General features: G+C 46.8%; 29 protein-coding genes and 1 riboswitch. Of the genes, 6 read left to right on the top strand and 23 right to left on the bottom strand.

The window, feature by feature from the left end:
• Position 1: 1 nt before the first annotated feature.
• The 4 genes from ABSY64_RS00970 to thiD all read right to left on the bottom strand — a co-directional run bounded on the left by ABSY64_RS00970 (position 2) and on the right by thiD (position 3284).
• Positions 2-874, bottom strand: coding sequence for a polyprenyl synthetase family protein (locus tag ABSY64_RS00970; protein ID WP_349641194.1), 873 nt, complete (start codon positions 872-874; stop codon positions 2-4).
• On the bottom strand, positions 867-1094 hold the full coding sequence (locus tag ABSY64_RS00965) for an exodeoxyribonuclease VII small subunit (RefSeq protein ID WP_349641193.1): 228 nt from the start codon (positions 1092-1094) through the stop codon (positions 867-869). The genes ABSY64_RS00970 and ABSY64_RS00965 overlap by 8 nt, the downstream gene beginning before the upstream one ends.
• On the bottom strand, positions 1087-2364 hold the full coding sequence (gene xseA / locus ABSY64_RS00960; protein ID WP_349641192.1) for an exodeoxyribonuclease VII large subunit: 1278 nt from the start codon (positions 2362-2364) through the stop codon (positions 1087-1089). The genes ABSY64_RS00965 and xseA overlap by 8 nt, the downstream gene beginning before the upstream one ends.
• Positions 2365-2480: 116 nt before the next feature.
• Entirely contained in the window at positions 2481-3284 is an 804-nt protein-coding gene (gene thiD / locus ABSY64_RS00955; protein ID WP_349641191.1) for a bifunctional hydroxymethylpyrimidine kinase/phosphomethylpyrimidine kinase, read from the bottom strand.
• Positions 3285-3666: 382 nt separating this feature from the next.
• Between thiD and ABSY64_RS00950 the strand changes: the two genes are divergently transcribed.
• On the top strand, positions 3667-3921 hold the full coding sequence (locus ABSY64_RS00950; RefSeq protein WP_349641190.1) for a hypothetical protein: 255 nt from the start codon (positions 3667-3669) through the stop codon (positions 3919-3921).
• 24 nt (positions 3922-3945) lie between these two features.
• On the opposite strand, the gene ABSY64_RS00945 is transcribed toward ABSY64_RS00950, so the two are convergent.
• From ABSY64_RS00945 to efp, 15 genes are all read right to left on the bottom strand, one after another.
• Complete coding sequence (locus ABSY64_RS00945; protein ID WP_349641189.1) at positions 3946-4431, bottom strand: hypothetical protein; 486 nt, start codon at positions 4429-4431, stop codon at positions 3946-3948.
• Between the two features lie 63 nt (positions 4432-4494).
• Positions 4495-5841, bottom strand: a complete 1347-nt coding sequence (locus ABSY64_RS00940) for a dihydrolipoyl dehydrogenase family protein (RefSeq protein WP_349641188.1) — start codon at positions 5839-5841, stop codon at positions 4495-4497.
• Between the two features lie 14 nt (positions 5842-5855).
• The gene (locus ABSY64_RS00935; RefSeq protein WP_349641187.1) at positions 5856-6392 is read right to left on the bottom strand and encodes a YdhK family protein; all 537 of its coding nucleotides are present in this window, start codon (positions 6390-6392) and stop codon (positions 5856-5858) included.
• 27 nt (positions 6393-6419) lie between these two features.
• On the bottom strand, positions 6420-6998 hold the full coding sequence (locus tag ABSY64_RS00930; protein ID WP_349641186.1) for a YdhK family protein: 579 nt from the start codon (positions 6996-6998) through the stop codon (positions 6420-6422).
• A 68-nt stretch (positions 6999-7066) separates the two neighbouring features.
• Complete coding sequence (gene glmU, locus ABSY64_RS00925; protein ID WP_349641185.1) at positions 7067-8446, bottom strand: bifunctional UDP-N-acetylglucosamine diphosphorylase/glucosamine-1-phosphate N-acetyltransferase GlmU; 1380 nt, start codon at positions 8444-8446, stop codon at positions 7067-7069.
• Positions 8447-8458: 12 nt separating this feature from the next.
• Positions 8459-9283, bottom strand: a complete 825-nt coding sequence (gene purR / locus ABSY64_RS00920) for a pur operon repressor (protein ID WP_349641184.1) — start codon at positions 9281-9283, stop codon at positions 8459-8461.
• A gap of 110 nt (positions 9284-9393) precedes the next feature.
• The gene (locus ABSY64_RS00915) at positions 9394-10185 is read right to left on the bottom strand and encodes a metal ABC transporter permease (protein ID WP_349641183.1); all 792 of its coding nucleotides are present in this window, start codon (positions 10183-10185) and stop codon (positions 9394-9396) included.
• Positions 10178-10870: a metal ABC transporter ATP-binding protein gene (locus tag ABSY64_RS00910; protein ID WP_349641182.1), complete on the bottom strand. Its 693-nt coding sequence runs from the start codon at positions 10868-10870 to the stop codon at positions 10178-10180. Before ABSY64_RS00910 ends, ABSY64_RS00915 begins: the two co-directional genes overlap by 8 nt.
• Before the next feature lie 80 nt (positions 10871-10950).
• Positions 10951-11181, bottom strand: coding sequence for a Veg family protein (locus tag ABSY64_RS00905; RefSeq protein WP_434063047.1), 231 nt, complete (start codon positions 11179-11181; stop codon positions 10951-10953).
• Positions 11182-11271: 90 nt separating this feature from the next.
• On the bottom strand, positions 11272-12156 hold the full coding sequence (gene rsmA, locus ABSY64_RS00900) for a 16S rRNA (adenine(1518)-N(6)/adenine(1519)-N(6))-dimethyltransferase RsmA (RefSeq protein WP_349641181.1): 885 nt from the start codon (positions 12154-12156) through the stop codon (positions 11272-11274).
• Positions 12150-12716 (bottom strand): ribonuclease M5, encoded by a 567-nt coding sequence (rnmV, locus tag ABSY64_RS00895; protein ID WP_349641180.1) that lies wholly within the window; start codon positions 12714-12716, stop codon positions 12150-12152. Before rnmV ends, rsmA begins: the two co-directional genes overlap by 7 nt.
• A complete protein-coding gene (locus ABSY64_RS00890) occupies positions 12709-13503 on the bottom strand; it encodes a TatD family hydrolase (RefSeq protein WP_349641179.1) in 795 nt (264 codons plus the stop codon). The genes rnmV and ABSY64_RS00890 overlap by 8 nt, the downstream gene beginning before the upstream one ends.
• 75 nt (positions 13504-13578) lie before the next feature.
• Positions 13579-13992 (bottom strand): transcription antitermination factor NusB, encoded by a 414-nt coding sequence (gene nusB, locus ABSY64_RS00885; RefSeq protein ID WP_349641178.1) that lies wholly within the window; start codon positions 13990-13992, stop codon positions 13579-13581.
• On the bottom strand, positions 13992-14447 hold the full coding sequence (locus ABSY64_RS00880; protein ID WP_434063046.1) for an Asp23/Gls24 family envelope stress response protein: 456 nt from the start codon (positions 14445-14447) through the stop codon (positions 13992-13994). Before ABSY64_RS00880 ends, nusB begins: the two co-directional genes overlap by 1 nt.
• A gap of 45 nt (positions 14448-14492) precedes the next feature.
• Positions 14493-15053: an elongation factor P gene (efp, locus tag ABSY64_RS00875; protein ID WP_349641177.1), complete on the bottom strand. Its 561-nt coding sequence runs from the start codon at positions 15051-15053 to the stop codon at positions 14493-14495.
• 234 nt (positions 15054-15287) lie between these two features.
• Here efp and ABSY64_RS00870 point away from each other — a divergent pair, with 234 nt between their 5' ends.
• The 3 genes from ABSY64_RS00870 to ABSY64_RS00860 all read left to right on the top strand — a co-directional run bounded on the left by ABSY64_RS00870 (position 15288) and on the right by ABSY64_RS00860 (position 18197).
• Positions 15288-15500: an RNA polymerase epsilon subunit gene (locus tag ABSY64_RS00870; RefSeq protein WP_349641176.1), complete on the top strand. Its 213-nt coding sequence runs from the start codon at positions 15288-15290 to the stop codon at positions 15498-15500.
• A gap of 3 nt (positions 15501-15503) precedes the next feature.
• Positions 15504-17186, top strand: a complete 1683-nt coding sequence (gene rnjA / locus ABSY64_RS00865; protein ID WP_349641175.1) for a ribonuclease J1 — start codon at positions 15504-15506, stop codon at positions 17184-17186.
• A 138-nt stretch (positions 17187-17324) separates the two neighbouring features.
• Entirely contained in the window at positions 17325-18197 is an 873-nt protein-coding gene (locus tag ABSY64_RS00860; protein ID WP_349641174.1) for a hypothetical protein, read from the top strand.
• A 29-nt stretch (positions 18198-18226) separates the two neighbouring features.
• Here the strand turns inward: ABSY64_RS00860 and metK are convergent, their stop codons facing one another.
• Positions 18227-19387 (bottom strand): methionine adenosyltransferase, encoded by a 1161-nt coding sequence (metK, locus tag ABSY64_RS00855; RefSeq protein ID WP_349641173.1) that lies wholly within the window; start codon positions 19385-19387, stop codon positions 18227-18229.
• An 80-nt stretch (positions 19388-19467) separates the two neighbouring features.
• Positions 19468-19551: riboswitch (SAM riboswitch) on the bottom strand.
• Between the two features lie 155 nt (positions 19552-19706).
• Between metK and ABSY64_RS00850 the strand changes: the two genes are divergently transcribed.
• On the top strand, positions 19707-20396 hold the full coding sequence (locus ABSY64_RS00850; RefSeq protein ID WP_349641172.1) for a hypothetical protein: 690 nt from the start codon (positions 19707-19709) through the stop codon (positions 20394-20396).
• 30 nt (positions 20397-20426) lie between these two features.
• On the opposite strand, the gene ABSY64_RS00845 is transcribed toward ABSY64_RS00850, so the two are convergent.
• Genes ABSY64_RS00845 through pcrA form a run of 3 tightly spaced genes read right to left on the bottom strand, consistent with a single transcriptional unit; the run spans position 20427 to position 25873 of the window.
• The gene (locus ABSY64_RS00845; RefSeq protein ID WP_349641171.1) at positions 20427-21563 is read right to left on the bottom strand and encodes a CamS family sex pheromone protein; all 1137 of its coding nucleotides are present in this window, start codon (positions 21561-21563) and stop codon (positions 20427-20429) included.
• A gap of 17 nt (positions 21564-21580) precedes the next feature.
• The gene (gene ligA / locus ABSY64_RS00840; RefSeq protein ID WP_349641170.1) at positions 21581-23617 is read right to left on the bottom strand and encodes an NAD-dependent DNA ligase LigA; all 2037 of its coding nucleotides are present in this window, start codon (positions 23615-23617) and stop codon (positions 21581-21583) included.
• A 21-nt stretch (positions 23618-23638) separates the two neighbouring features.
• Positions 23639-25873 carry a DNA helicase PcrA gene (gene pcrA / locus ABSY64_RS00835; protein WP_349641169.1) on the bottom strand — a complete coding sequence of 745 codons (2235 nt, stop codon included), beginning with the start codon at positions 25871-25873 and terminating at the stop codon, positions 23639-23641.
• 138 nt (positions 25874-26011) lie between these two features.
• Here pcrA and ABSY64_RS00830 point away from each other — a divergent pair, with 138 nt between their 5' ends.
• On the top strand, positions 26012-26476 hold the full coding sequence (locus tag ABSY64_RS00830; RefSeq protein WP_349641168.1) for an MscL family protein: 465 nt from the start codon (positions 26012-26014) through the stop codon (positions 26474-26476).
• Positions 26477-26483: the final 7 nt, after the last annotated feature.

Below are 26483 nucleotides of genomic sequence, written 5' to 3'. Positions count from 1 at the left end.
TTTACTGCTCCAATTTTGCCAAAAAACCGGCTAAGTATTCCGGATTAAAATCCTGATTGCGTTCTGCCAAAGCTTGCAAGCTTTCCTTAACCCGGGAAAAGAGTTCATCCCGAACTTCAACGGCCTTATCCATCCCGACTAGTTGTGGCAAGGACTTAACGTTCTCTTCCTCATCCTGGGCGTAGTCATCGATATCATCGGCAACCTGGAAGGCCAAACCAAAGTTCTCTCCCCACTGCTTCAAGAGCTGAAAGTCAGTCCGATTCATGTTCAACAGACGACCAGCAGCCGTTAGGGAATAGGTAATTAAGGCCGCTGTCTTTGGCTCGTAAATGGCCTGGAAAAGCCAGCTTTGGTCAATATCAAGATCTTCGTGGTTTTCCATATCATGGTATTGACCACCCACCATACCGGCTGCACCGGCAGCCTGGCTCAAATCCCGGGTCACTTCTAACAGCGTTTCAGCCGGCACAGCCTTGACCGAAGAAATCACTTCAAAGGCGCCGGTCAAAAGGGCATCGCCCGTCAAAATCGCATTGGCATAACCAAACTTGGCATGCAAACTGGGCTTGCCGCGGCGAAGCAGATCATTGTCCATTGCCGGCAGGTCGTCATGCACCAGAGAATAGGCGTGAACCCACTCAATGGCTGAGGCCAGCTTGAGCCACTCTTTTTGGATTTCAAGGCCAAAGGAAGCCCAAACCGCCAAAGTCAGCAGAGGACGTACCCGCTTACCACCGGAAAAGAGACCGTAGGCCATCATTTCGTTGAGGTCGGCATTTTCTTGCGCAGGCATAACCCGTTCAAGTTCTGAATGAATCGTGGCGTCAATCTGTGGCCGCCATTCTTGTGCAAATTCTTCGAACTTAGTCATTGTTGGTCAATTCCAAATCAGTTAACTGGCCGTCATCGTCAATGACCTTCGCCAAAGTATCTTCAGCCTGCTTCAAAATACCCTGCAAATCCTTGGTCAAACCCACACCCTTCTGAAATTCAGTCAGGGCGGATTCCAATGGTTGGTTGCCACTTTCCAGTTGGGTTACGATTTTTTCAAGCTGCCCGAGCTTATCTTCAAAACTTGCTTTTTCAGTCATTCTTTACTCCTTTAACTTCGGCCGTCGCTTCACCATCCGCAAACTTCAAAGCGATGGCATCCCCGGCCTTCAGGTCCTTACTCTTTTGGATCACGGTCCGATCTTCTTTTTCAACAATGGCATAGCCGTGACTTAAAATCGTCAGTGGTGACACCAAATTCAGCTTATCGGTCAAACGACTAAAGCGTTCCTGATAGGGCTGCAAAAGGTTACTGCCGATTCTTTGCTGGCGTTGAATTAAGTTACGGATTCCTTGCTGTCGATTATCCACCTGGTGTTTAAACGAACGCACCATCCGTTCATATTGTCGGTCCACTTCTTCCTGGTAAGCTGTATAAAGACGGTCAGGTTGTCGCATAATAGGGCGAGCTAGCCAGGACTGCAGGGCCTCTTTTTTTACCCTAATCATCCGGCGCATGGCCCCTTCCAAACGCAAATTAATCTCGGCCAAACGGTCGGTTAACTGTTGGAGGGTAACCGGCGTCGCTAATTCTGCAGCGGCAGTCGGTGTGGCAGCACGGCGGTCTGCCACCAAGTCCGTCAAGGTATTGTCCGTTTCGTGGCCAACCGATGAAATCACGGGTAAAGGCATAGCAGCGACGGCCCGGACCAACTTTTCATCGTTGAAGGCCCAAAGATCTTCAATGGAACCACCACCACGACCAATAATCAAGACGTCATAGTCGGCTGCCGCCACCCGTTCTAACTGCTTTAAAATCGAGGGAACAGCGCCGTCTCCCTGAACAACCGCTGGATAAAGGACGACTTGGGCGGATGGAAAACGCCGTTGGGCCGTTTTGGCAATATCTTCAATCACGGCACCGGTGGGCGAAGTAATCACGGCAATCTTCTTTGGAAAAAGTGGCAAAGCCCGCTTTTCTTGGGAAAAGAGTCCTTCTGCGTAGAGCTTCTTTTTGAGCTCTTCATAGGCTAAATACAGTTCGCCAACCCCGTCAGGCGTCATCTCTTCCAAGATAATGGAATAAGTGCCGGATGGCTCGTAGATTTGTACGCGGCCAATCGCAAAAATCTTCATCCCTTCTTCTGGGTTGAATTTCAAACGGTTGGCATAGGAAAACATGGCGGCCTTAATCACAGCCTTTCCGTCCGGATCCTTGATGGAAAAGTATAAGTGCCGTCCACGGCGATTGCCGAGGTTGGAAATTTCACCGGTTAAATAAACCTTTTCCAGGTGGGGATCCGCATCAAATTTTCGCTTGAGGTAGGCGCTCAACGCCCCTACCGATAAGTATTTTGCCTTGGCCAGCATAGTGCTCCTCGAAATAATAATCTACCTTTCATTATATTATAAAAAACTGACTTTCTCGCCCGGATTTAGCCAATAAAAAAGGAAATCATTACGAAGTAATCATTTCCAAAATTATCTTAGTTAAGGTTAGCAAATTGGTTAACCGGACCAAACTTATGGCCCACTGCTAATTCGTTTTTAATAGCGGCTTGGACATAGTGGTAACCGGTATGAATGGCCGCTTCCTGGTCCTTACCCTTGGCTAGTTCGGCCGTAATACAGGCCGACAAGGAATCACCACTGCCGTTCTTACGGTCCGTTGCGTAATAAGGGCCGCTCAACCATTCCTGCTTACCCGAAGCATAAAGAACCAAGTCAGAAACTTCGCTCTGCTGGTCATCATGATGCTTTCCCTTCACGATGACCGTGTCAGCGCCCATGTCCTGTAGAATCTTGGCAGCTTGAATTTGGTCCGCGCTACTTTCAATCTTCATGTCCGCTAATTTTTCAGCTTCAAAGAAGTTGGGGGTGAGCACCGTTGCCAGTGGAATCAACTTTTCTTTGATGGTCGCAAAGGCTTCCTGGTCCAGCAAAAAATCACCGTGCTTGGTGATGATTACTGGATCAACGACGAGTGGCCCAAAATCATACTTCTGATAGTTTTCGATTACCGCTTCAATGATTTCGGAATTAGCCAGCATCCCCGTTTTAGCGGCCCTAATCTGGAAATCTTCTGCCAAATCCTTGAATTCTTGATCAATAAAGCGCTTTGGCAGCAAAACCTGATCGTGAATCCCGTATGAATTTCCAGCGACACAGGCTGTCAAAACAGAGGTACCGTATACCCCCTGGACAAAGAAAGTATGCAAGTCGGCCTGCATTCCGGCACTGCCGTCACTGTCAGAACCTGCAATTGTCATGGCTTGTGGAAATTCATTCATCGTATTACCCCTCAGATTGTTAAATGATTAATTCATTATATCACAATGAGAATACTTTCATATTTCTGTTTAATGACAATAAAAAACAGCTAACCGAAGTTAGCTGCTAGTTTGGCATGCCAGATATCGTTCTGACGGACGGACTAGCAAAATGCTAGACATAAGTCACGTCACCTTAGCCCAAGGGCTAATAGTCATGGTGAGATTGATAAATTCCACAATATACCAAACACCTACGTCAAATCCGAGACTTGGAATCTAATCCAGTAGGCCGTATGCTTGCACATAATGTGCTTCGACTCATCGCATACCTGTATTGTAGCAAATTTTAGCAAGCAAGTAAAGATTGCCCCTATCCAGAACAAACCGTATAATAAGGCCCATGTTAAACATTCACGCTATTTCAACGAAATCAATGAGCCGTAAAGGGCCAGCTGTTACGAAAGATTATGATAGCCTCTTTTTGACCTTGCCCAGTGATACTTCCAAGAAAGTCATCGTCAACGCCATCATCGAGGCTTACGACTTGGGCCAATTGGAGTCGATTACCAACCACACCAATACGAGTAAAATCAAAGCCCGCATTCATAGCAGCGATGGCCCCCTTCTCCTCTCTGCCGAAGTGGATGCCGAATAAAAAAGCCCCCTTTTGGGGGCTTTTTTATTTTGCTTCTTCTTTTTCTTCAGCCGCAGCAGCCTGTTGGGCCTCCACGATCTGTTTCAGTTCTTGGTCAAACCAGGTTGAAATCTTAGCCTGAATTGAATCAGGATCGTCCAAGTAAGCCTGCAATGAAGATACCTTGGCAATCTTCATTTTCGATTGACTGACATCATTGTTTTCAGCAATCATATAAAGATTAATTTCGTAATCTTGGTCAGGATACAAGAGCTTTTTAAGTTGGTTCTGATAGCGCAAAGGAAGGTTAATGGCGTTACTTTCCAAAGAAAGCGTCGTCCCACCTTCGGCAATGCCACCGTTAATCTCGAGGGCAAGCGAGAATAACTGCTCCTGATTTCGCGCACGGCTGGCAAGCTTGTCAAACAAGGCATTCAAATCGATAGCCTGGCCATCGGCTGAGCTCATTTCTTCCTTGTCATAACTTTCATCCGCAATTTGCGCTAAAATTTTTTCGCCTAATACTTGCATCGCTGACTCCTTTAATCTAAAAAACAGTATAGCATCTCGCTATACTGTTTCAAAACAAAATCATTAAACCAAAGGCAAACGACGTTGCAAAGTGTATTCGATTGATGGGAAGAGATAAACCAAATCGTTAAGTTGTTCCCGAGTCATCTTCATTTGGATGTAAGGCAAAATGGCATTAATCGTGTTATCGGCTTCGTGTGATAGTTCCGCAGCACCAACCAAACGCTTACCCGCCTGCTTATCAAAAATCAAAGCTAGCTTAGCACCGTTTTCGTTTTCAACCTGACGGAACCAGTCACCATCATAGGAAACCTGTTCAACTTCATAACGTTCGTTATCAGCCAAAGCTTCGTCCAACTTAACCCCTACTTGGGCAATTCGAGGCGAAGTAAAGACGATTTCAGAAATAACCGGATACTTAATTGGTCCCTTATTCTTACCCATAAACTTGGCGGCAAGGTAACGGGATTCAAATGCAGCCGTCGGCGTCAACTTGGGCGTTGTTTTGTCGAGGGCATCCCCAGCAGCATAAATGTTAGCCACATTCGTTTGCAGATTATCATTAACAATAATGCCACGAGCGTTGGCTTTTACACCAGCTGCTTCAAGATTTAACTGATCATGATTTGGAATACGACCAGTGGCATCCAAAACATAGTCGGTTTCCAAGGTAAATTCGTGTGGGCCAACCAGCTTCAGGCTATCATCTGCCTGCTTTTCAGCGGACTTGATTTCCATGTCCGGAATAAAGCGGACACCGCGGTCCTTCAATTCAGCCTGAACTTCAGCGACGTACTGTGCCGGGAATTGGCGAAGCAAGCGGTTCGAGCGGGTAATCACGTCGACTTGCGCACCAACGGCATTGGCAATTGTGGCAAATTCGATGGCGACAAAGCCACCACCCAAAATCGTCATGTGTTTTGGCATGTCAGGCAAAGACAAGAAGTCCGTGCTGTCATGGAAAAGCTCCTTACCAGGGATGTCCAAGCGATGTGGACGCATCCCCGTTGCGATGACAATCTTGTCGGCCGTGTAGTTTTTGCCATTCACCTTAACCGTATGGGCATCCACGAATTCGGCATGGCCGGAAATCGTTGTGATACCAGCATTGGTCAAGCGGCTTTGACCGTGTTCATCCTGGGGCACAATCAATTCGTGCTTGTGGGCCATCAAGTCCTTCCAGTTCAAACTGGGAACGCCATCAATTCCACGACCCTGCAAGGCCTTAATCTTTTCGACCAATTCAATGGGCTTATCCAAAATAATTTTGGCATTGCAGCCCTTGTTTGAACAAACACCACCGTACTGGCTTTCTTCGACCACGGCGATTTTCACACCGGTCTTGGCCAATGGTACGGCGCCGTTCCAGGTCGCCTGTCCTGATCCTAAGTATAATACATCAAAATCCATCGTAACTCCTTTTATTAGCGGGGTTGAATTTCGTCTTCAGCCAAGTAGAGGTGGTTAGTCACTTCCTCACTACCGTCGGTTGGTTGGTAGTTAATGGCATAGGCTGGTCCAGCCTTTACTTCGACAACCTTCCCTTGGGCACCCTTCATGCCAGACATGTGGGCACTAGCAATCGTAATGTCATCTCCGACCTTGTGGTCCTTACCGTCAGTAAAGTCAACACGGGTCAACCACTTGTGGTCCTTCATTTCCATGCCATCCGTTGACTTAAAATCAACAGCGTAAAGGGTAGCATCGTAGACGGCCACAATCTTGGCCTTAGCGCCCTTCATGCCGGGCATGTGGGTGGCTTGCGAAATAATTTCCTGGCCAACCTTATACTTTGAGTTCTGAGCATCTGGCAAACCACTAGGTAAGGTGCCATGAATGTTCATTTTCATACCGCCCATGTTCATATCCATTCCAGACATGTTCTTGTCGGATGACATATCCATTCCGCCCATCTTCATGTCCTTATCGTTTGACATATTCATATCATTTGACATCTTCATGATTGAACTCCTTTAAACAAAATTCTATTAGCGTGCTTCGATTTCGTCTTCAGCCAAGTAGAGGTGGTTCGTCACTTCCTTGCCACCGTTGGTTGGCTGGAAGTTAACGGCGTAGGCAGGTCCGTCAACAACCTTAACGACCGTACCCTTAGCACCCTTCATACCGGACATGTGGTCACTTTCAATCGTAACCTTGTCCCCAGCCTTGTGATCCATACCGTCCTTGAAATCAACCTTGGTCAACCACTTATGGTTCTTAACTTCCATGCCATCCGTTGACTTAAAGTCAACCTCATAAAGCTTAGCATCGTAAACGGCAGCGACGGTTCCCTTAGCACCCTTCATGCCAGCCATGTGGGTCGCTTCCAAGGTGATATCTTGACCCACCTTGTACTTAGGGTCTTGAGCCTGTGCCAAACCAGTTGGCAAAGTACCGTTTGTCTTCATCTTCATTCCGGATGACATTTTCATGGAAGATGACATCGACATGGAGGAAGACATCTTAGAACTTGAATCATTTTTGTGAGATTGGCTTGTAAAGTACCAAGCACCTGCGGCCACTACTAGCACCGCTGCAATCACTGAAAACAGAACTTTCTTCGACATAATCTTCTCCTTGTTTCTAATTGGTATACTTCGTATTTTATCACAAACATAATAAAAAAGAACAACAATTAGTTGTCCTTTTTGTGGGGCATGCGCTTCCAGAAGTCAGCTTTATTGGTCTGACGACTACGGGCAATCCCCATGGCATGCTTTTCAATATCATCTGTAATGGTTGATCCAGCGGCCGTAATTGCTTCATCCGCAATTTCAACGGGCGCAATAATCTTGCTGTTGGAACCGATGAAAGCACGGTCGCCAACATTGGTATGAAATTTGTGAACACCATCATAGTTCACGAAAATGGTTCCCGCACCGATGTTAACGTCCTTACCAATCGTGGCGTTGCCAACATAAGTCAAATGGCCGACTTTGGAAGCTTCCCCGATTTCAGCACCCTTGACTTCAACAAAGTTACCGACGTGAACCTGGTTAGCCAAAACGGCCTTAGGACGTAGGTGAGCAAAAGGCCCTACCGTAACCAAATTACCAATCTCAGATTCTTCAATCTGCGATGAAGTAATCACATTGTCATTGCCCAAACGAGAATCAACAATCCGCGTCCCCGCCGTTAGGTGGTTACCGGTACCAATAACCGTCTCCCCCTGCAAGGTTACGTTACCTTCAATCAAGGTATCCTGCCCAATTTGAACCTGGGCATCGATGTAAGTGTTATCGGGATCCAAGAATTCGACGCCGTTTAACATGTGCTGGCGGTTAATGCGCTGGCGCATAATTTTGTTAGCGACTGACAAGGCAACCCGGTCGTTTACGCCAAGCGATTCCGTGAAATCTTGAATTTGGTAAGCACCAATCTGATAGCCCATCGTACGCAAAATATCCAGGGTATCAGGCAAGTAGTATTCACTCTGCACGTTGTCATTGTTGACCCGTGAAAGGGCTTCGAAAAGCAACTGGTTATCAAAGACATAAACGCCCGTGTTGATTTCTTGAATGCGACGTTCCGTTACCGAAGCGTCTTTTTCTTCAACAATCTTCAAAATCGTCCCATCATCGGCACGAACAATTCGACCGTAACCAGTCGGATTTTCAGCGTGGGCCGTTAAAACCGTCACCGTGTTATTAGAACGACGATGTTCTTCGACAAAGTCCGCCAAGCTTTCAGAACGAAACATGGGCGTATCCCCTGACATAATCAAGGTAATGCCTTGGCTGTCCTTTAATTCAGGGTAGGCTTGCTGAACGGCGTGCCCGGTTCCCTGCTGGACTTCTTGGGTCACAAAGCGGCTCTTGTCGCCCACGTGGTTGCGGACGGCTTGGCTTCCAACACCGGTTACTGTAATCAAACGGTCAGGCTTAAGGGGCAAAACGGCATCTAAAACCCAATCAATCATCGCTTTCCCGGCTACATTGTGCAAAACCTTGGGAAGCGTTGACTTCATTCGGGACCCGTTTCCGGCTGCCAAAACGACAACATTAATATCATTCATTGCGCTTGCTCCTTAATTAAAAATTTCTTCTTCATAATTGCCAGCTTGAACGGCGATAGGCTGTCCAGATGACAAATTCGTTTCAACATGAAGTAATGAGGTAAACTTTTCCAAAAGGCGAACAGTGGAACGTCCCTCGGCAAAGACCGCCGTACCAACGACTTCACCATCAAATTCACGCACCAAAGTCTGCATTCCTTGAATGGTGCCACCGGCCTTCATAAAGTCATCGACAATCAAAACCCGTGCACCAGGCTTCAAAGAACGGCGTGACAAGGCCATTTTTTCAACGCGCTTTGATGAGCCAGTCAAATAGTTCACCGAAACCATTGGTCCTTCAGTCACCTTAGCATCATCACGAACAATGACAAAGGGCACGTTGAGCTGTTCGGCAACGGCTTGAGCCAAAGGAATTCCCTTGGTTGCGGCTGTCATTACAGCATCAATTTCTTCATTGACGTACTGTGTCGTAATCAAACGACCGGCCTGGCGTAAAATATCAGGGCGACCAAGCAAGTCGGACAAGTACACGTAGCCACCTGGTAGGACACGAGTTTCATCGGAAACCATAGCCCGAATGTCTTCCACAAATTCTGCGGCTTCTTCTTTGGACATCGTTGGCACAAAACGTGCACCCCCGGCAGCACCGGGAACCGTTTCCAAGCGACCAGTGCCACGGTCAGCAAAGGTTCTTTTGATAATTGCCAAGTCTTCTGAAATCGAAGATTTGGCAGATTCGTATCGTTCGGCAAAATGAGACAAGGAAATTAACTGGCGTGGGTGCTCGAGTAAGAAGCGAGCCATGTCGACCAAACGGTCGGAACGTCGTGTTTTCATGCGTTTTATCATGCTAGTAAGTTCTAGCATTCCTCCTGTTTAAAAAATACTTTACTATTGTATCATTTTTCCAGTAAATAACGAACGTTCGGACATTCCTTAAGAAAAGCTTATTTCGAACTGCGGAACTGCCAAAGTGACCAAAGATAAATGAGAACTTCAATCACAGCGATAAAGAACGACGTCGGCAAATTTGTGAGGTAAGCCAGGAACAATCCGGTCCAAGTACCAAAGAGGGCAAAGGCAATCGCCATCCCCATTAGCTTCGGCACGGTGTTGACGAAATACTTGGCACTAGCCGCTGGCAGCGTCACGAGGACAAAAACCAAAAGTGATCCCACCAACTGCGAGGACACACTAACCGTCAAAGCAATGATGACAAGAAAGAGATAAGGGGCGACCTTGGCCGCTAAAGTTACTGGAGAAAAACCAGCTTCATCAAAGGATAGTTGGCGTAAAGAACGGTAGTTCAGCAACAAAATAACAATCACGACAATTGCCAGAGCCAAAAGCGTCATCAAGTTACCGTGTGAAATCCCCAAGACCGAACCAAACAAAATTCCAGTTGCCGAAGAAGTCGCCGTGTGACCCAAAGCAAGGAAAAGGATTCCTAAACCAATGGCCAGCGCGGATATCGCGGCCGTCACATTATCCTGCTTGGTGTAAGATGATTCGAGTGATCCAATCGAAAGGGATGCCAGTAAGGTCAAAAACAACATCCCGACCACTGCCGGCCAACCTAACCAAAAACTCAATGCCGCACCAGCAAAGGAAATTTCACTCAGCGAGTGCACCAAGAAGGCATAGTTTCGTGCCACCGCGAAGGTCCCGACCATTCCGGCCACAATGGCAATAACGGTTCCTGCCAAAAAGGCGTTTTGCATAAAGGCATACTCAAACATGGTGAACCTCCCCTTCAATGGCATGACTAGCCGCTTGAGCTGGCAAAGCGTCAATCAAGCCAGCTTCAACTTTTTGGTTATGCAACCAGAGATAATGATTGGCGTAATCCTTTAAGTGACTCGTATCATGAGTAATCCAAAGGACCGTCATTTTACGAGCAAGGGAGAGTTCCTTGACTCGACGTAACATTTCATCACTGTGTTGAAAATCCAAACTCGCCGTTGATTCATCTAAAATTAGTAAGTCCGGTTGCTGGGCGAGTGCTTGAGCAACAAAGGCCCGCTGCTTTTGTCCACCTGAGGATAAGCCCAAACGATGATTAGCCAAGTCGGCCAAATCCAATTCTTCCAGAGCCTGTTGGATAGCAGCTTTTTCACTCCCCTTTAGCCACCAGCGCCAACCGTGGTTAAATCCTAGTGCAGCGAATTCGCGCACGGACAAAGGATAATCCCGAGAAATCGAACGAAATTGGGGAACGTAACCAACCTTTTCACTGGCGACCTGAAGTCCACCAGAATATTGATGATTCTGGCCCAAAATTGCCCGGATTAAACTGGTTTTACCGGTACCGTTTTCGCCTAAAATGGCATAAAAATCACCGGCATTAATTTCAAAATTAGCGTGTTCAAATAACTTCTGCTCTCCATAGTGGAGACCTAGATTCTTTGCTTGAATGACTGGCATGTCTATCGCCTTTCTCATACTTTTACCTATTAAAAATACCATAATAAAAAGCCCTTGCGGGCTTTTTAATAAATACTGAATTAATCAGCAAAGGTAATATCGACGTTATTAGTCAAGACGTCAGTATAACTATATGATGCACGGTCAAAACGAGTGCCGTCGTCCAATTCAACGACGAACAATGAAGGGAAGGTTGAGCGCAGGATACCTGAACGTTCCGTCACTTTCTTACGTCCCGCTTGAGAAATTACAGTAACTTCTTGCCCGAGATGCGCATCCAAATGCGACTTAATGTCCTCTAACGTTGTCATAATAAACCACCTTTCGAGTAAGACAAACTCGATTATAGCACATATATGACATTTTTTCAAATTTCGTCAAAGAGTGGGCAAGATTCAAAATTAAAGCAAACTGGCTTTTGCCAAAGCTTGATATAGTTCCGTCATTTCCTTTAGTGACAAGCGCTCGGCACGAATTCCAGGATTAATAGCCAGTTCGGCCAAGACCTGCTCGACCTTTTCCTTATCGGCATCATTGCGGACACAAATTTGTTTCAGGTTGTTCCATAGGCTCTTACGGCGATGGGCAAAGCAGCCCTTCACCAACTTAAAAAGCTGATTAGGGTCTTCCACTGGAATTTCCGGCTTTGTCGGCGTCAACTTGACGACGGCACTATCAACCTTGGGTGAAGGATTAAAAGATGACGATGGTACCTTAATGGCCAATTCAGCCTTGGCAAAGTAGTCGACCATGATGGTCAAAACGCCGTACTGCTTGCTGCCGGGTTGCGCGGCCAAACGTTCCGCCACTTCTTTTTGCATCATGACCACGATGTTTTCCCAATCCAGGCCGGCTTCAAGTAACTTTGTCAGAATCGGCGTGGTGATGTAGTACGGCAAATTCGCAACAATTTTAACGGCCTGGCCCGCACCAAATTTCTCAGCTAGGATGGCTTTTAAATCAACTTCCAAGATATCTTTTTCGAGGACTTCGATATTATCGTAGGGTGCCAGCGTTTCCGAGAGAACTTTCACCATTTCTGGGTCAATTTCAAAGGCTAAAACCTGCTTGGCCCGCTTGGCTAACTGTTCCGTCAAAGCCCCAATGCCAGGGCCAATTTCGATAACCACATCGTCCGGTCCCACTTCAGCAGCGGCCACGATTTCATCCAGAATACGACTATCCGTCAAAAAATTCTGGCCAAATTTCTTTTTGGCATGCAAACCATACTGGTTCAAAATTGCCTGAGTCCGGACCGGATTGGCAATATCAATTGAATCTACCATTTTATTTCCTCGATTGCTTCTTCTACTGCTGCTCGATCAAAACCAAAGGCTTGGAGCCGCTTTAAAAACTGTTTGCCGTTTCCATAGCCAATGTGGAGCTTTTCGCCTAGGAGCAGCCGGCGTTGCTTTGAATCAGGCCGTCCAACAAGGCCTAAATCATTCATAAAAATCAAGTCAAGATCACTTTGGGCCACTTCCTTTGGTGTCACCACCTTATCCAAAGCAGCCAGCAAGGCTGCTTGGCTAGCATGCTCGACCCCAAGCGATTTATGGGGATTATCATGAGCCGCCCGTCCTTGATCCTGGTTGATAAAAGCCGACTTAATGCCAGGAACAGCCTGTGCAATTTTTTGACGCAAACGCTGGCCATTAAAATCCGGATCCGTTAGGACAATTGCCCCGCGGCCAGCCACTGCTAAACGAATTCGTTCAAGACAGGCTTCGTTTAGCGCGCTACCACCTGTTTCAATCGTGTCAACTTCAAAGAAACGTTGCAGATTTTCAGTGTCGGACCGTCCTTCAACGACTAAAAATTCTTGAATTTTACGCTGCTCAGTCATGGTTTAAAAATACACGGCGTGCATTCGTACGCGTGATTTCTGCCAAATGTTGAACAGGCATATCCAAGGTCTTAGCCAAGTCATCAATCACAAATTTAACGAAAGCTGGTTCGTTGGTTTTTCCACGCACCGGTACAGGTGCCAAGTAAGGCGCATCCGTTTCTACCAAAATCTTATCGACGGGGACAACGTGGGCAGCATCGCGAACTTCTTGGGCTTTTTTGAAGGTTACCACCCCTGAAAAGGAAACGTAGTAACCCAGTTCAACCCAAGCTCGGGCCTGTTCGGGCGTTCCAGAGAAGGAGTGAATAATTACCTTCTTAAGACCAGAGTCCTTCAAGATGGCGTAAACATCATCAAACGCTTCACGGTTATGGATGACAAGTGGCAGGCCCGTTTCCTTTGCCAATTCAATATGCTTAAGAAAGGCTTGGGTCTGCTGTTCCTTAGGGATATCCCAGTGGTAATCCAAACCGGTTTCCCCAATACCAACGACCTTATCTTCTTTAACTTGCTCGGCTAATTCGGCCCGGGCTGCTTCGTCAAATTCCGCCGTATCTTCGGGTTGATAACCCAAAACCGCATAAACACCATCATTGTTTTGAGCAATTTCTAGGGCACGTTGATTGCCGACACGGTCATAGCCAACGACGTTCATTTCACGGACTTCAAATTCATGCGCACGGCCCAAATAGGCGGGCACATCGCGAAAAAGCTTATCATCATTCAAATGAGTATGGGCGTCGTAAGACGGTTCCAACTTTTGCGTTGGATCATAAATTGCCATGCTTGGCCTCCAAATTATAAATTCTTTCTTATTGTATCACAGCAAAATGACATGAAAAAAACCGCTTAACGCGGTTTAATCAAGGGTATTGGGTGCAAAGTTTTTCAAAACACCATTAATGAATTTTGCATCTTCCGAACCAGCGTATTCTTTGGCTAGTTCAATTGCCTCATCGACGGCAACCCGGTAAGGTTGTTCCGGCAAATAAGTAATTTCGTAGAGGGCTAATTCAAGGATAACCAAGTCAACACGGGTAATGCGCTTAACTTGCCAACCATTGGCCAGGTGCTCGTCAATCAACTTATCGAGCTCAGGTCGAGCAGCGATGACACCGTTGATTAATTGGGGCAAGAAACTATCGTATTCGCGCCCGTCCAAAACCATATCATAGGCCATATCCAACTGAGAATCGTCCGGTATCTTACCCGTGACGGCAAAAAGAATTTGCAAGGCAGCTTGACGCTGCTCATGACGGCCCATCTTTTCCATTACTTATCGGCCCCTTCTAGGTCTTTATCAAACATATGCTTAGGATCAATGGCATGTCCGTCCTTTTCAGGAACAATTCCTGAGATGGAAACATTAACATGATCAATCATCATTCCGGTCATTGAAGCAATCTGTGAAATCACAGCTTGCTGAATGGCCATGGCCACTTGCGGAACCGTCACACCATAACGCAAGAAAACGTAAAGTGTGATTTCCAAGCCATCTTCGCCGCGCTTCAAAGCGACTCCTCGACCGCGGGCTGATGGCCCGAAGACGGGTGCAAAGCTGTCAGAAAGCTTGCCGCGCATGGAGTAAACCCCATCAACGTCTTCCGTTGCCTTTTGCGCGATGACTTCGATAACGGCTGGCGTAATGTAAGTCAGCCCGGCTAAATCATCTTGATTTGGCAAAACGAAATTCTTTGGTTGAAGTGTATTATGTTTGGTTGTTTTCACAATTAAATCCTCACAAAACTACCCTTACATGGGGCTTAAGAGATCTTAAGCACGTCCCTTATAAGAACCATCGTCGGTATTAACGATGATTGTTTCCCCTTCTTTAACGAAATCGGGAACCGTAATAACGGCGCCGGTTTCCAAAGTAGCTGGCTTACCTGAACCAGTGGCAGTTGCGCCCTTAATTCCAGGTTGCGTTTCAGTTACCTTGATTTGAACAGTCGATGGCAATTCAGCTCCAAGGACTTCGCCACCGTACATTGTAATCTTTACTTCCATACCTTCCAACATGAACTTCAATGCATCTTGAAGGTTGTCGTCAGGAATGTTGATTTGTTCGTAGGTTTCAGTGTCCATGAAGACACGACCACCGTTTTCAGCGTACAAGTATGACATTGGGCGAGTAGTAATCTCAGCCTGTTCAAACTTATCACCAGGACGGAAAGTCACTTCGTTCACTGCGCCAGTACGCAAGTTCTTCAACTTTGAGCGCACGAAGGCAGCTCCCTTACCAGGCTTAACGTGTTGGAATTCCAAGACACGCCAGATTGAATTGTTATATTCAATCGTCAAACCGGTTTTCAAATCATTCATGCCAATTGCCATGAGTCACATTCCTCTTTTATATTAAATAATTATATTTTAGTATAACAGAAATCGAGCTTAAATAAAGAATAATTCATGTTTTCAGCTCTTTTTTGTCGATTTAATAAATCGTAAAAGCGGACTCAAATCAAGCCTTTTCCTACCATAAAGATTTCCGCGACTATGAGTGAAATATGTTACACTAATTAATAAGGTTTTCGTTCGTGACAATAACTAACTCAATTGGAGGAAATTATGGTTTTTAAAGTCTATTACCAAGAAGATCCTGATCGCAATCCTATCCGTGAGGATACGCAGGTACTTTACATCGAAGCAGAGGATTTGCCCCAAGCACGGGCAATCGTCCAAAAGAACACCAACTACAATGTTGAAGAAATTGAAGCATTGTCAGAAAAGTCTCTTCTTTACGAAGAATCAGAGCCGAACTACAAGCTCACTACTTTTTAATATATGACATATTCTGTTGATATTAAGCCTAATGAAGTCGGTGTTTACGCACTAGGTGGTTTGGGCGAAATCGGGAAGAATACTTATGCCATCGAATACCAGGATGAAATCATCGTGGTTGATGCCGGTATCAAGTTTCCCGAAGACGAATTGTTAGGAATTGACTACGTTATTCCTGACTATACCTACCTAGTTGATAACATCGACCGGGTGAAAGCACTGATGATTACTCACGGACACGAAGACCACATCGGTGCAATCGCCTACTTCTTGCAGGCTGTGAATGTTCCTGTTTACGCAGGTCCATTGGCTATGGCCCTGATTCGCAGCAAGCTAGAAGAAAAACAAATGCTCAACCGAGCAGAACTACACGAAATTACTGACGGTTCCGTCATTGATTTCGATAAAGTTTCCGTCGAATTCGTTCGAACTACTCACTCAATCCCCGACGTCTTTGCCGTCGCCGTGCACACGCCAGTCGGTACCATCATTGAAACGGGTGATTTCAAGTTTGACTTAACCCCGACGACTAAGCAGTACCCTAACCTTTGGTCAATGGCTCGCTTGGGCGAAAACGGCGTCTTACTTTTGATGTCGGATTCCACCAACGCCGAACGTCCTGAATGGACTAAGTCAGAAGCTTGGGTTGAAAAGTCTGTTAACCGTATCTTTGATCGTTTGAAGCACGGCCGAATTATCTTCGCCACTTTCGCCTCAAACATGAACCGTGTCAAGATGGCCAGCGAAGCTGCCATTGCCCACGGCCGTAAGATTGCTGTTTTTGGACGTTCAATGGAATCAGCCGTGGCCAATGGTCGTGCACTTGGTTACTTGAATATTCCAGAAGATTCCCTAGTTGAACAATCACAAATCAAAAACATCCCCGATGATGAACTTTTGATTTTGTCGACTGGTTCACAGGGTGAATCAATGGCTGCCTTGGCTCGTATCGCCGAAGGCACTCACAAGCAAATCAAGTTGAAGCCTAAGGATAACGTTATCTTTTCATCTTCTCCAATTCCTGGTAATACAGCGTCCGTTAACGCTGTGATTAACAAGTTGGAAGAGGGTGGCGCCAACGTTATCCACGGTAAGCTTAACAACATTCACACTTCCGGACACGGTGGTCAAGAAGAACAAAAGCTTATGATTTCGCTTATGCGGCCTAAGTACTTCATGCCCGTCCACGGTGAATACCGGATGTTGAAGGTCCACGCTGGCTTGGCTCAAGAACTTGAAGTGCCAAAGGATCACACTTTCATCCTCGAAAACGGTGATGTTTTGGCGCTGGATGGTGAAAGTGCCCGTGTTGCTGGTCACTTCCCTGCCGAAGATACTTACATCGACGGTTCTGGAATTGGTGACATTGGCTCTGTGGTTTTGCATGATCGCCAAAAGCTATCCCAAGATGGTTTGGTCATTGTCACGGCAACGATTGATTTGAAGCACAAGGACATTTTGTCCGGTCCTGATATTCTTTCTCGTGGATTCGTTTACATGCGTGAATCCGGTGAATTGATTAACGATGGCCGTCGCGTCATCTTCCAAACAATTCGCCGCGTGATGAACACGAAGAATCCAACGGAATCCGAAATTCGTCAGGCCATCATCGACGACTTGTCTAAGTTCCTAAATCAGGAAACGGCTCGCAAGCCAATGATTTTACCAATGTTAATTATGATTTAAGATTGAAAAAGCACGCCGGAAGGTGTGCTTTTTTTGTTACTAAACGATGACAAATTAACGATTTATTTACAAAAGATTCCGCTTTTTCTATAACCCCTCATATCTGGTATAATGGCTCTTACTGGAGAATGACCAAAAATGACACATTTTCATTGTTACTTTCAACAATCTTCTAATAAAAAGGTAATGGACACCCTGCTTAAGCAAGTGGAAGATGCCCTCAAAGAGCATAATCAAGAGTACCAACTAGAGCTACTGGCTGATTCAGCGGCCGCCTACTATTCTGCTAAGAAATTAGCACGAACACTTCCGGACCAAGCAAATGCGCAAAAAGACGTGGCCCTCTTCATTGGTTCAGCTGCTTTTTTGAACCGTGGTTTGAATGGTTTGCTTTCCCATGAACGCCAATTTGCAATTCCCTTTGCCCCAGTGCTAAAAAACACGACAAATTTGCATGCGACGGATGAACTACTGGAAGCCATCGGCAACATTTTGGGAAGGCAAGAAGCGCAAATGGCTTGGATTGGTAAAATCAAGGGTGATATCCCTCAAGAAGGTGCGGCCTACTTCTACCAAGATTTAGCCTTCGGTAGTGACATTCGCCCCTTCCACACGGTTCAACCTAAGATTAAGCATCCTCACCTTTCTCGTTTACAGCAGGCCTTTCTCGCGCTCTTCCATCAGGATCGCGAAGATTCCTTCCCAGTTACGGTTCACTGGAACAAGCAATACCGCTCCTTCCCCAAGGTAGCTGGTATTCGCGCCGAAAATAATCCTAAACAGAACGGGATTGAAATTCGTTTGCTGGAATCTTTGGGTTCTTACAAACTCTTTCTTTCCATCCTGCATCTCCATCCCCGTGAAGATCTTGGTTATCAAGATTTCACCATCCAAAAGGGCTGCCATCTACACATTGGCGACATTGTTCCGGCTGAAATCGATGCATACAAGCTAGGCCGCGGGGCCTACTCCTTCCACATCGAACAAGAAGAATATCCCTTGTGGCAATAAAAAAACGACCAACAGGTCGTTTTTTTATTTTAGGAAAGACCCTTTTGAATCATTTCCATCTTATTGAGCTTTTCCCAAGGAAGGTCGATATCGGTCCGGCCAAAGTGACCATAGGCCGCCGTCTGCTGGTAAATTGGTCGCTGCAACTTCAATTCATGAATGATTGACAAGGGACGAAAGTCAAAGTAATCTTCCAAAACCTGCTGGATCAAGTCCAGTTCAACCTTTTCAGTACCAAAGGTTTCAAAGTTCAAAGAAACGGGCTTGGCAACGCCAATCGCATAGGCTACTTGCAATTCAAGCCGGTCTGCGAGCCCTGCTGAAACAATGTTTTTAGCAGCATAACGAGCGTAGTAAGCCGCCGAGCGGTCCACCTTGGTGGCATCCTTTCCAGAGAAGGCTCCTCCACCATGATGGGCAGCGCCACCATAGGTGTCGACAATAATCTTGCGACCAGTCAAACCAGAATCGGCCTGCGGTCCACCCAAAACAAAGCGTCCAGATGGATTGATGTAGTAAACCGTTTCCTCATCAACCAAGTCAGCTGGCAAAACTGGGTCAATCACTGAGTGGCGAATATCCATACGGAGCTGTTCCAAAGTGACTTCAGGATTGTGCTGAGTTGACAAAACCACTGAAGCAATCCGGACTGGCTGGTTCTTTTCGTTTAATTCCACCGTCACTTCACCCTTTGCATCGGGACGGAGGTAATCAATTTCACCAGCTTGACGGACATCGCGAATGCGGCGCATCAATTGGTGGGAAAGGTCGAGGGCCAAAGGAATCATGTTCGGCGTTTCATTCGTGGCATAGCCAAAGACCATACCTTGATCACCGGCTCCCAGTTGGTCGGGATCATCCTCGGCTTCGTCAACGGCTTGGGCAATATCGGGCGATTGCTCAACAATCCGATTTGAAACATTAATTGAATCAGCAGAGAAACCAAGTTCGGGACGGTCATAGCCGATTTCACGGACCGTATCCATAACGATTTGGCGGATATTAACGTATGCCGAAGTGCTCAATTCACCAAAGACCGAAACATCACCAGTCGAAGTCGTCACTTCAATGGCGGCACGGGCCTTGGGGTCTTGGCGCAAAACGGCATCCAAGATGGCATCGGCGATTTGGTCGGCAACCTTATCGGGGTGACCATTTGCTACTGATTCTGACGTGAAATACTTTTTCATCAAACTTTCCTCATTTCCATATGGTAAAAAATAGCTATTAAAAAGGCGCAATCAACAACTCGCTGACTACGCCTAAAAGTTGTCTATCTTACAGAAGTACCACCGTGCAAAGCCGGTTGGTGCAGGGTCATCGTGCTGTATCACTCGCCTGCTCTTGATAGCTATTCAATTTCATTTACATCATTCTACATGATAAAATGATAAAAAGCAAAGTAAAAAAGGTAGAAAGACAGCAATGCAAGCAAGCAATTCGAAGCCAACCCAAAGCAACAAAAGATCTCCGCGCCCACCTTTCCTCGCTCAATTGAGCCGAAAGCAGATGCGTTGGATCACGATTATCGGCATTACCTTAGCCTTAAACATCATCTGGTGGCAAGAACCCATCTTCCACGGTGATGTGCTGGCTAAGGCGCAGCAGTGGCAAATATGGCCCCTTCTCGGCTACTCTTTTTCCTGCTCGGCATCAATCGCCTTCCTAATTCGTAACCGCTTTACGCACAGCGCTTCCTACCTATTCCTACTCTTATCGATGCTGGTAGCATTTAACTCCCAAATTCGCAATCGTTTCGAAATTTTTGCCCTTCTGATTCTCTTTGCCATCTTCTTGGCCTTAGTACCACAGGACATTCTTCATTTGAAAAACACCTTGGGCTTGCTAGCCTTTTCAGTTCTGGCCGCTTATGCCGTGCCCGTTTCGATTTCATTTCTAGCCAATAACTACATTACCCAGATTTTCATCAACCGTTCCTGGCCAATGCTGTATGGCTTTATTTTCTTCTTCACGCCGATTTTTATCCCAAATGCTAAAGGGCGTCTACTTTCACTTGTGACAATCCTAGCCTTCTGGATTGCTAGTCTGCTTACCTTTGGCTTCCACTTGAATGTCTTCTTGGCCATTTTGCTTTCGCTGCCACCCTTTTTATTGCAATTCAACAAGCCCAACTTTATCCGCTGGGAACCCTTGCTTTCAATCATTTGCCTCTGCTTGGCAACAATTTTACTCTACTAAAAAAACGCCTTTCGGCGTTTTTTATTTGGCTTAAAGAATGGTGGTCGTGAAGCTCTTGGCATCACTGTCCTTAACCAGGATCGCTTGCATTTCATTTGAAGTTTGAATAACAATGCGAATTGGGACGGACGTAGGAAGGAACTTCAAGGCCGAGCTAGCCACGTATTCGGCAAAGGAATTAATTTCCGTTTGACTGTAGAACTGCGTGGTAACCGTAACGTTCATGCTGGAAAGCTTGTTGCTCTTGTAGTTGGCAACGGCTGTCGCACCAGCGATGTTTGGGAAGAAGTTGGCCACGTCGTTCTTAAAGTTGGTGAAGCTGTTATTTTCATCATCACCAAGTGAACTTGAAGAACTAGCTTCCTTTGGCAAAACAATCGACTTTTCGTTGATTGATGACCAAGAAGACAAGTGGTTGCCACTTCGACTCGTTGCCTGAGCATAGAAGTTACCGGGGGCCAAAGAATCACCAGGAGCGTTCTTGTACATGGCCAAGACGATTGGCACGTTCTTGCCAACGCCCTTTTGAGCACGAATTTGCTTAATCAATTCGGGAGCAATCTTCTTACCATAAGCGATACGGGCATCATCGGAAATATCCTGATAATAAGTCGTCCCGTATTGTTCCTTCTGGTAAGCATCCTGGGAGTTCATCGCCACCCCGACAACCATACCGGCGAGCTTCAAGTTGCTACCGTCCTTGGTCATAAAGTCTTGTTCCGTCAAAGTCTGAACGTAAATCGGTTCACGGGAAGAATCCGTCTTACCGTTATCCTTGGGGTTCAAACCAATGTTGTTCTTGCCTTTACGAGCCAGCAAATCCGAAACCGTGTCAGCTGACAGATACTGACCTTCTTGGAAGATGAAACGGCCCGTCTTAAAGTGGGTCTTAGACAAGTCCAAAAGGGAAGATTCAAAGTGCTTAACATCCAGCGTATTCGGTTCGGAAGTAGCGGTAATACCACGAGCTGCTGAAACCAGGTAACGACCATCCTTAATGACCGTTTGGTACTGTCCGGGTGAGTTCGAAGTTAACTGAACGCCCTTGGATTTCTGATTGCTTGGCGCCACTTGGGCGACGCGGAAAAAGAAAAACATGGCGATTAGGATGACAACGGCCACCACACCACCAATGATATATCCCCGCATACCAATTCGTTTAAACATGAATCTTCCTCGTTTACTTACTCTTCTTCACGTTGAGCATTGATAAAGTCGCGTTCGTTCCAAACAGGCACGTTCAACTTTTCAGCCTTAGCTAACTTAGAACCAGCATCTTCACCGGCAATCACTAAGTCCGTTTTGCTAGAAACCGAACCGACAACCTGAGCGCCATGATTGGTTAGCCACTTGCTAACCTCAGGGCGGCTGTTAACTTCTAGTTTACCAGTTAAGACAACCTTTTTACCATAGAAAAAGGAATTTTCGTCAACTTCAACACCGCTCGAAATAAAGTTCTGATTAACACCCGCTTTCGCCAATTCAGCCAGCAGCTGCTGGGACTGTTCTTTTTGGAAATAGAGGGTAATGGAATCCGCAATGGCATCCCCAATTCCGTTAATTTCGGCAATGTCTTCCTGACTGGCGGCCGAAAGCTTTTCGATTGAACGGAAGTGCTCCGAAATAGTCAAAGCGGCTTTGGCCCCCACTAAGCGAATGCCCAAACCAAAGAGCAAGCGCTCCATCGAGTTTTCCTTAGAGCCCTGAATGGCATTTAGCAGGTTCTGCGCGGACTTCGCCTTAAACTTATCCAAAGACAGTAACTGTTCCTCAGTCAAAGAATAAATGGAAGCCACATCCTTAACGAAACCTGCTGCCAAGAGTTGCGCCACAATCTTGGGACCCAGGCCATCGATGTTCATGGCGTTTCGGGAGGCAAAGTGGGTCAAGCCTTCTTGAATTTGCGCCGGACAGAGTGGATTAATACAACGTAGGACCACTTCCCCTTCGACGTGCACGAGCTTAGCGCCACAGACCGGGCAAACCGTTGGAATTTCGTAGGGCTTGCTGTCGGCGGGCCGCTTGCTTAGCACAACCTGACCGATTTCGGGAATGATATCCCCGGCCTTGTGCAAAGTAACGGTGTCACCGAGGCGGACATCCTTGGCTTCCAAATAATCAGGATTGTGGAGGGAGGCCCGTTGAACCGTCGTCCCTGCTAATAGAACGGGGTCCATGACGGCTGTCGGCGTAACGGCTCCAGTCCGGCCTACCGTCCACTCGATTTCACGAACAACCGTGTTAGCTTCTTCCGGTGGGAACTTGTAAGCGATGGCCCAGCGGGGCACCTTCACCGTGTTCCCCAAATCGTATTCAAGATCGAAGTTATTAACCTTAACGACGACTCCATCGATACCAAAGGGCAATTCATCACGTTGAGCGGTACACCAGTCGATGTAGTCGCCCACCTCATCCATTTTATTGATGACGCGGTTATGGGTTTCAGTCGGCAAACCTAAATCAGCAAAGCGCTCGAGCACCTGGCTCTGGTTCGTCGCTCCCAGTACTTCGGGTTCGGCCGTGTAGTAAATAAAGGCTGATAACTTACGTGCACGAGTAACCTTGGCGTCGAGCTGACGTAAAGAACCGGCAGCGGCATTACGAGGGTTGGCAAAAGGTTCTTGCCCATCGGCTTCGCGGGCTTCATTGAGCTGCACGAAGCTTTCTTTTGGCATGTAAACCTCACCACGAACTTCGATGTTGACCTTTTCCTTTAACTCTTGTGGCACGGCCTTAATCGTCTTGACATTCGCCGTGACGTCTTCCCCAATCACACCGTTTCCACGGGTCGAAGCCTGAATTAAGCGGCCGTTTTCGTAGCGCAAGGCAATCGCCAATCCATCGATTTTTAATTCCAAATTGTACTTGGGTTGCTGACCGAGGCTTTTAACCGTGCGGTCTTCCCATTCCTGCAGTTCATCCAGAGAAAAAACGTCCCCGAGCGAAAGCATGGGTACTGGGTGGGTAACCTTAGGCAAACCAGACTTCGTTTCGGCACCACCAACGTTTTGGGTAGGCGAATCCGGATTTACAAACTGTGGGAAACGAGCTTCAAGTGCTACCAAACGGGCGTACTCTTCGTCATAGACATGGTCTTCAACGAGGGGGGCGTCCTTTTCATAGTAGGCCACGCCGTACTCAGTTAAGCGCTTTTGCAAAGCTGCGGTTTCCTGCTGGGCCTCGCTCGTTGTCAATTGGTCAACTGGCTTCAAATCTGCCATGCGGTACTCCTTTCAAACTACTTATTCGACCTTGGTAATCGGTGCAAAGGCGGCGAGTAGCTGCTTAATTCCTACTTCAGGGAAGGCAACTTTAACTTCCTGGTCATCAGCCTTTCCGGATACCGAAACAACCGTTCCAATCCCCCACTTCTTGTGAGAAACCTTATCACCCGCCTGCCAAGCAACGGACTCGGCGCCCGTTGTGGCTTGAGTGTTCTTAACCACAGCAGAAGCCTTGTAAGTCGTGGCCGTCGCTCGCTGCAAGCGAGAGGCAACGGGGCCAGCCTGACTGCCCGAAGCAGCTGAATATTCGGTTTGGATGTGTTCGGGTGAGATTTCTTCAATAAAACGCGAAGGCTGGTTGGCCTGCGTGCGACCATAAAGCAAACGGGAATAAGCGTTGGTCAAGAAGAGCTTCTTCATGGCACGGGTGATTCCGACGTAGGCCAAACGACGTTCTTCCTCTAATTGATCATCATCTTGGCTTGCACGACCAAGTGGGAAAATTCCTTCTTCCATGCCAATCAAGAAAACAACAGGGAATTCCAAGCCCTTAGCGGCGTGAAGGGTCATCAGTGTAACCGCTCCATCGTCATCTTCTAAGTTATCAAGATCAGACATCAAGGCCGTAGAGCCCAAGAAGTCCGTCAAGGGGTCGACAGCATCCGGATCATCAGCATCGTATTTATCATCAAATTCCTTGGTAACGGACAGAAATTCGTCCAAGTTTTCCAAACGAGATTGGGACTCTGGATCGGTTTTGCCCGACAAGGACTTGCGATAGCCGGATTGATCCATGACCAAATCAGCTAATTCGGTTACGGAAAGGAACTGGGCTTGCTGATGCAAATTATGAATCATTTCAGCAAAGGACAAGAGCTTGCTTGCGGCGGCAGTCCGAATTTCCGGCGCTAATTCAATCGAATCAATCGCCTTTAAGTAGGAAACGCCAAGACGGTTAGCAAAGGCATGAAGGTGATCGACCGTCGTACCACCGATACTGCGCTTGGGCACGTTAACGATGCGTTCGAAGGCAGCGTTATCATCGGGGTTGGCAATCAGGCTCATGTAAGCCATGATATCCAAGATTTCCTTACGCTCGTAGAACTTGTGGCCCCCGACCATGGTATAAGGAATGTTGGACTTAACCAGCGCTTCTTCCATTCCACGCGACTGGGCGTTGGTACGGTAAAGCACGGCAAAATCGGAATAGGAACCACCGGCCTTACGCAGCTTTTGAATTTGAGCCAAAACGAAGTTGGCTTCATCGCGTTCGGTTTGCGCACGGTAATAAGTAATCTTGTCACCGTTCCCCTGTTCCGTCCACAACTTCTTTGGTACGCGTTCGTTGTTATTGTTAATGACTTCGTTAGCGGCATCCAAAATATTTTGTGTTGAACGGTAGTTCTGTTCCAACATAACCGTCTTAGCGTTTGGATAATCCTTTTCGAAGTTCAGGATGTTGTTCATGTTAGCGCCACGCCAACCGTAAATTGACTGGTCAGCATCCCCGACCACGGCGAGGTTTTTCCAACCATCAGCTAACATATGGACGATTTGATACTGGGCGTCGTTGGTGTCCTGGTACTCATCGACGTGGATGTAGCGGAACTGGTCCTGATAACGCTTCAAAACGTCAGGAGCAGCCTTAAAAAGCTCAATCGTTAGCATGATGAGGTCATCGAAGTCGACGGACTGCGCCTGCTTCAAAGCTTGCTGATAGTTCTTGTAAATTTCAGCAATGGTTTCATCGTAGTAATTCGCCGCCTGCTGGGCAAAATCTTTAGGCGTCAAAATTTCATTCTTGGCATTTGAAATCTTACCCAAAACGGAACGGGGATCGTACTGATTCGTATCCAGGTCCAAGTCGTTAATCACGCGCTTAATCAGGGTACGCTGAGCAGAAGTATCCAAAATCGTAAAGTTACGACTGAGGCCAACCACTTCGCCATCCCGGCGCAAAATCCGGACCGCAAGGGCGTGAAAAGTTGAGACCCAAATCGAACCAGCTAGTTCAGGGTCGACCAGCTGACCAATTCGTTCCCGCATTTCCTTGGCGGCCTTATTAGTAAAAGTAATGGCCAAAATTCGCCAGGGCGCAACGTCCAAATCTTCAATCAAGTGGGCAATGCGGTGCGTCAAAACGCGGGTCTTTCCAGAACCCGCGCCGGCCATAATCAAGAGCGGCCCTTCGGTAATCTGGACGGCTTTGGCTTGCTTATCATTCATTCCTGCTGTTAGTGTTTCGACTGTCATAAAACCATCCTAAATGTAAATTCTGCTAGTCCCATTTTAGCATAAATCGAGGGGAACAAAAGTTTGCTTAACTGGCAAAATTTGACCCATTTCCTGCTCAGCTGCTATCATTTTAAGTACGAATTAAGGAGGTTTTGCATGCGTAGTCCAAGAAACGAAGCCGGCCTGATGATTGGCGGCATTACCCAAAGAACCGTCGGGACTTACAAGTCCTTTCGACAGTTTTTACTGGGCGGAAATTTCCTCTCAACGGCCATCGGGGTTGTGATTGGTGCTAGTTTTTCTAGTTTTATTAAAGAGTTCATTGCCTTCTTCTATGGCTTAGTTGACTTTACCCGCCTAGCGCTAGCACCCGAACACAAATTGGATGCCAGCTTAATTCCTTGGAGTTCCTTTAGCCAGTCCTTCTTTACCTTAATGCTAATGGCCGTCGCCCTCTTTTTCATTATTCAATTCATCAATGGTTTAATCGCTTCCAAGCCACAAGAAAAATTTGGCTACGACTACTACCTTGATGAAATGCAGCACATCAAGACCGAACAAAAGCGAACCAACCAGTTACTCAGCCAGATTTTAAAAGAAAAACAAAAAGCAGACGATTAATCGTCTG

The organism is Eupransor demetentiae (assembly GCF_963930865.1).
Classification (GTDB): Bacteria; Bacillota; Bacilli; order Lactobacillales; family Lactobacillaceae; genus Eupransor; species Eupransor demetentiae.
This window is presented reverse-complemented; position numbering and strand designations above follow the sequence as displayed.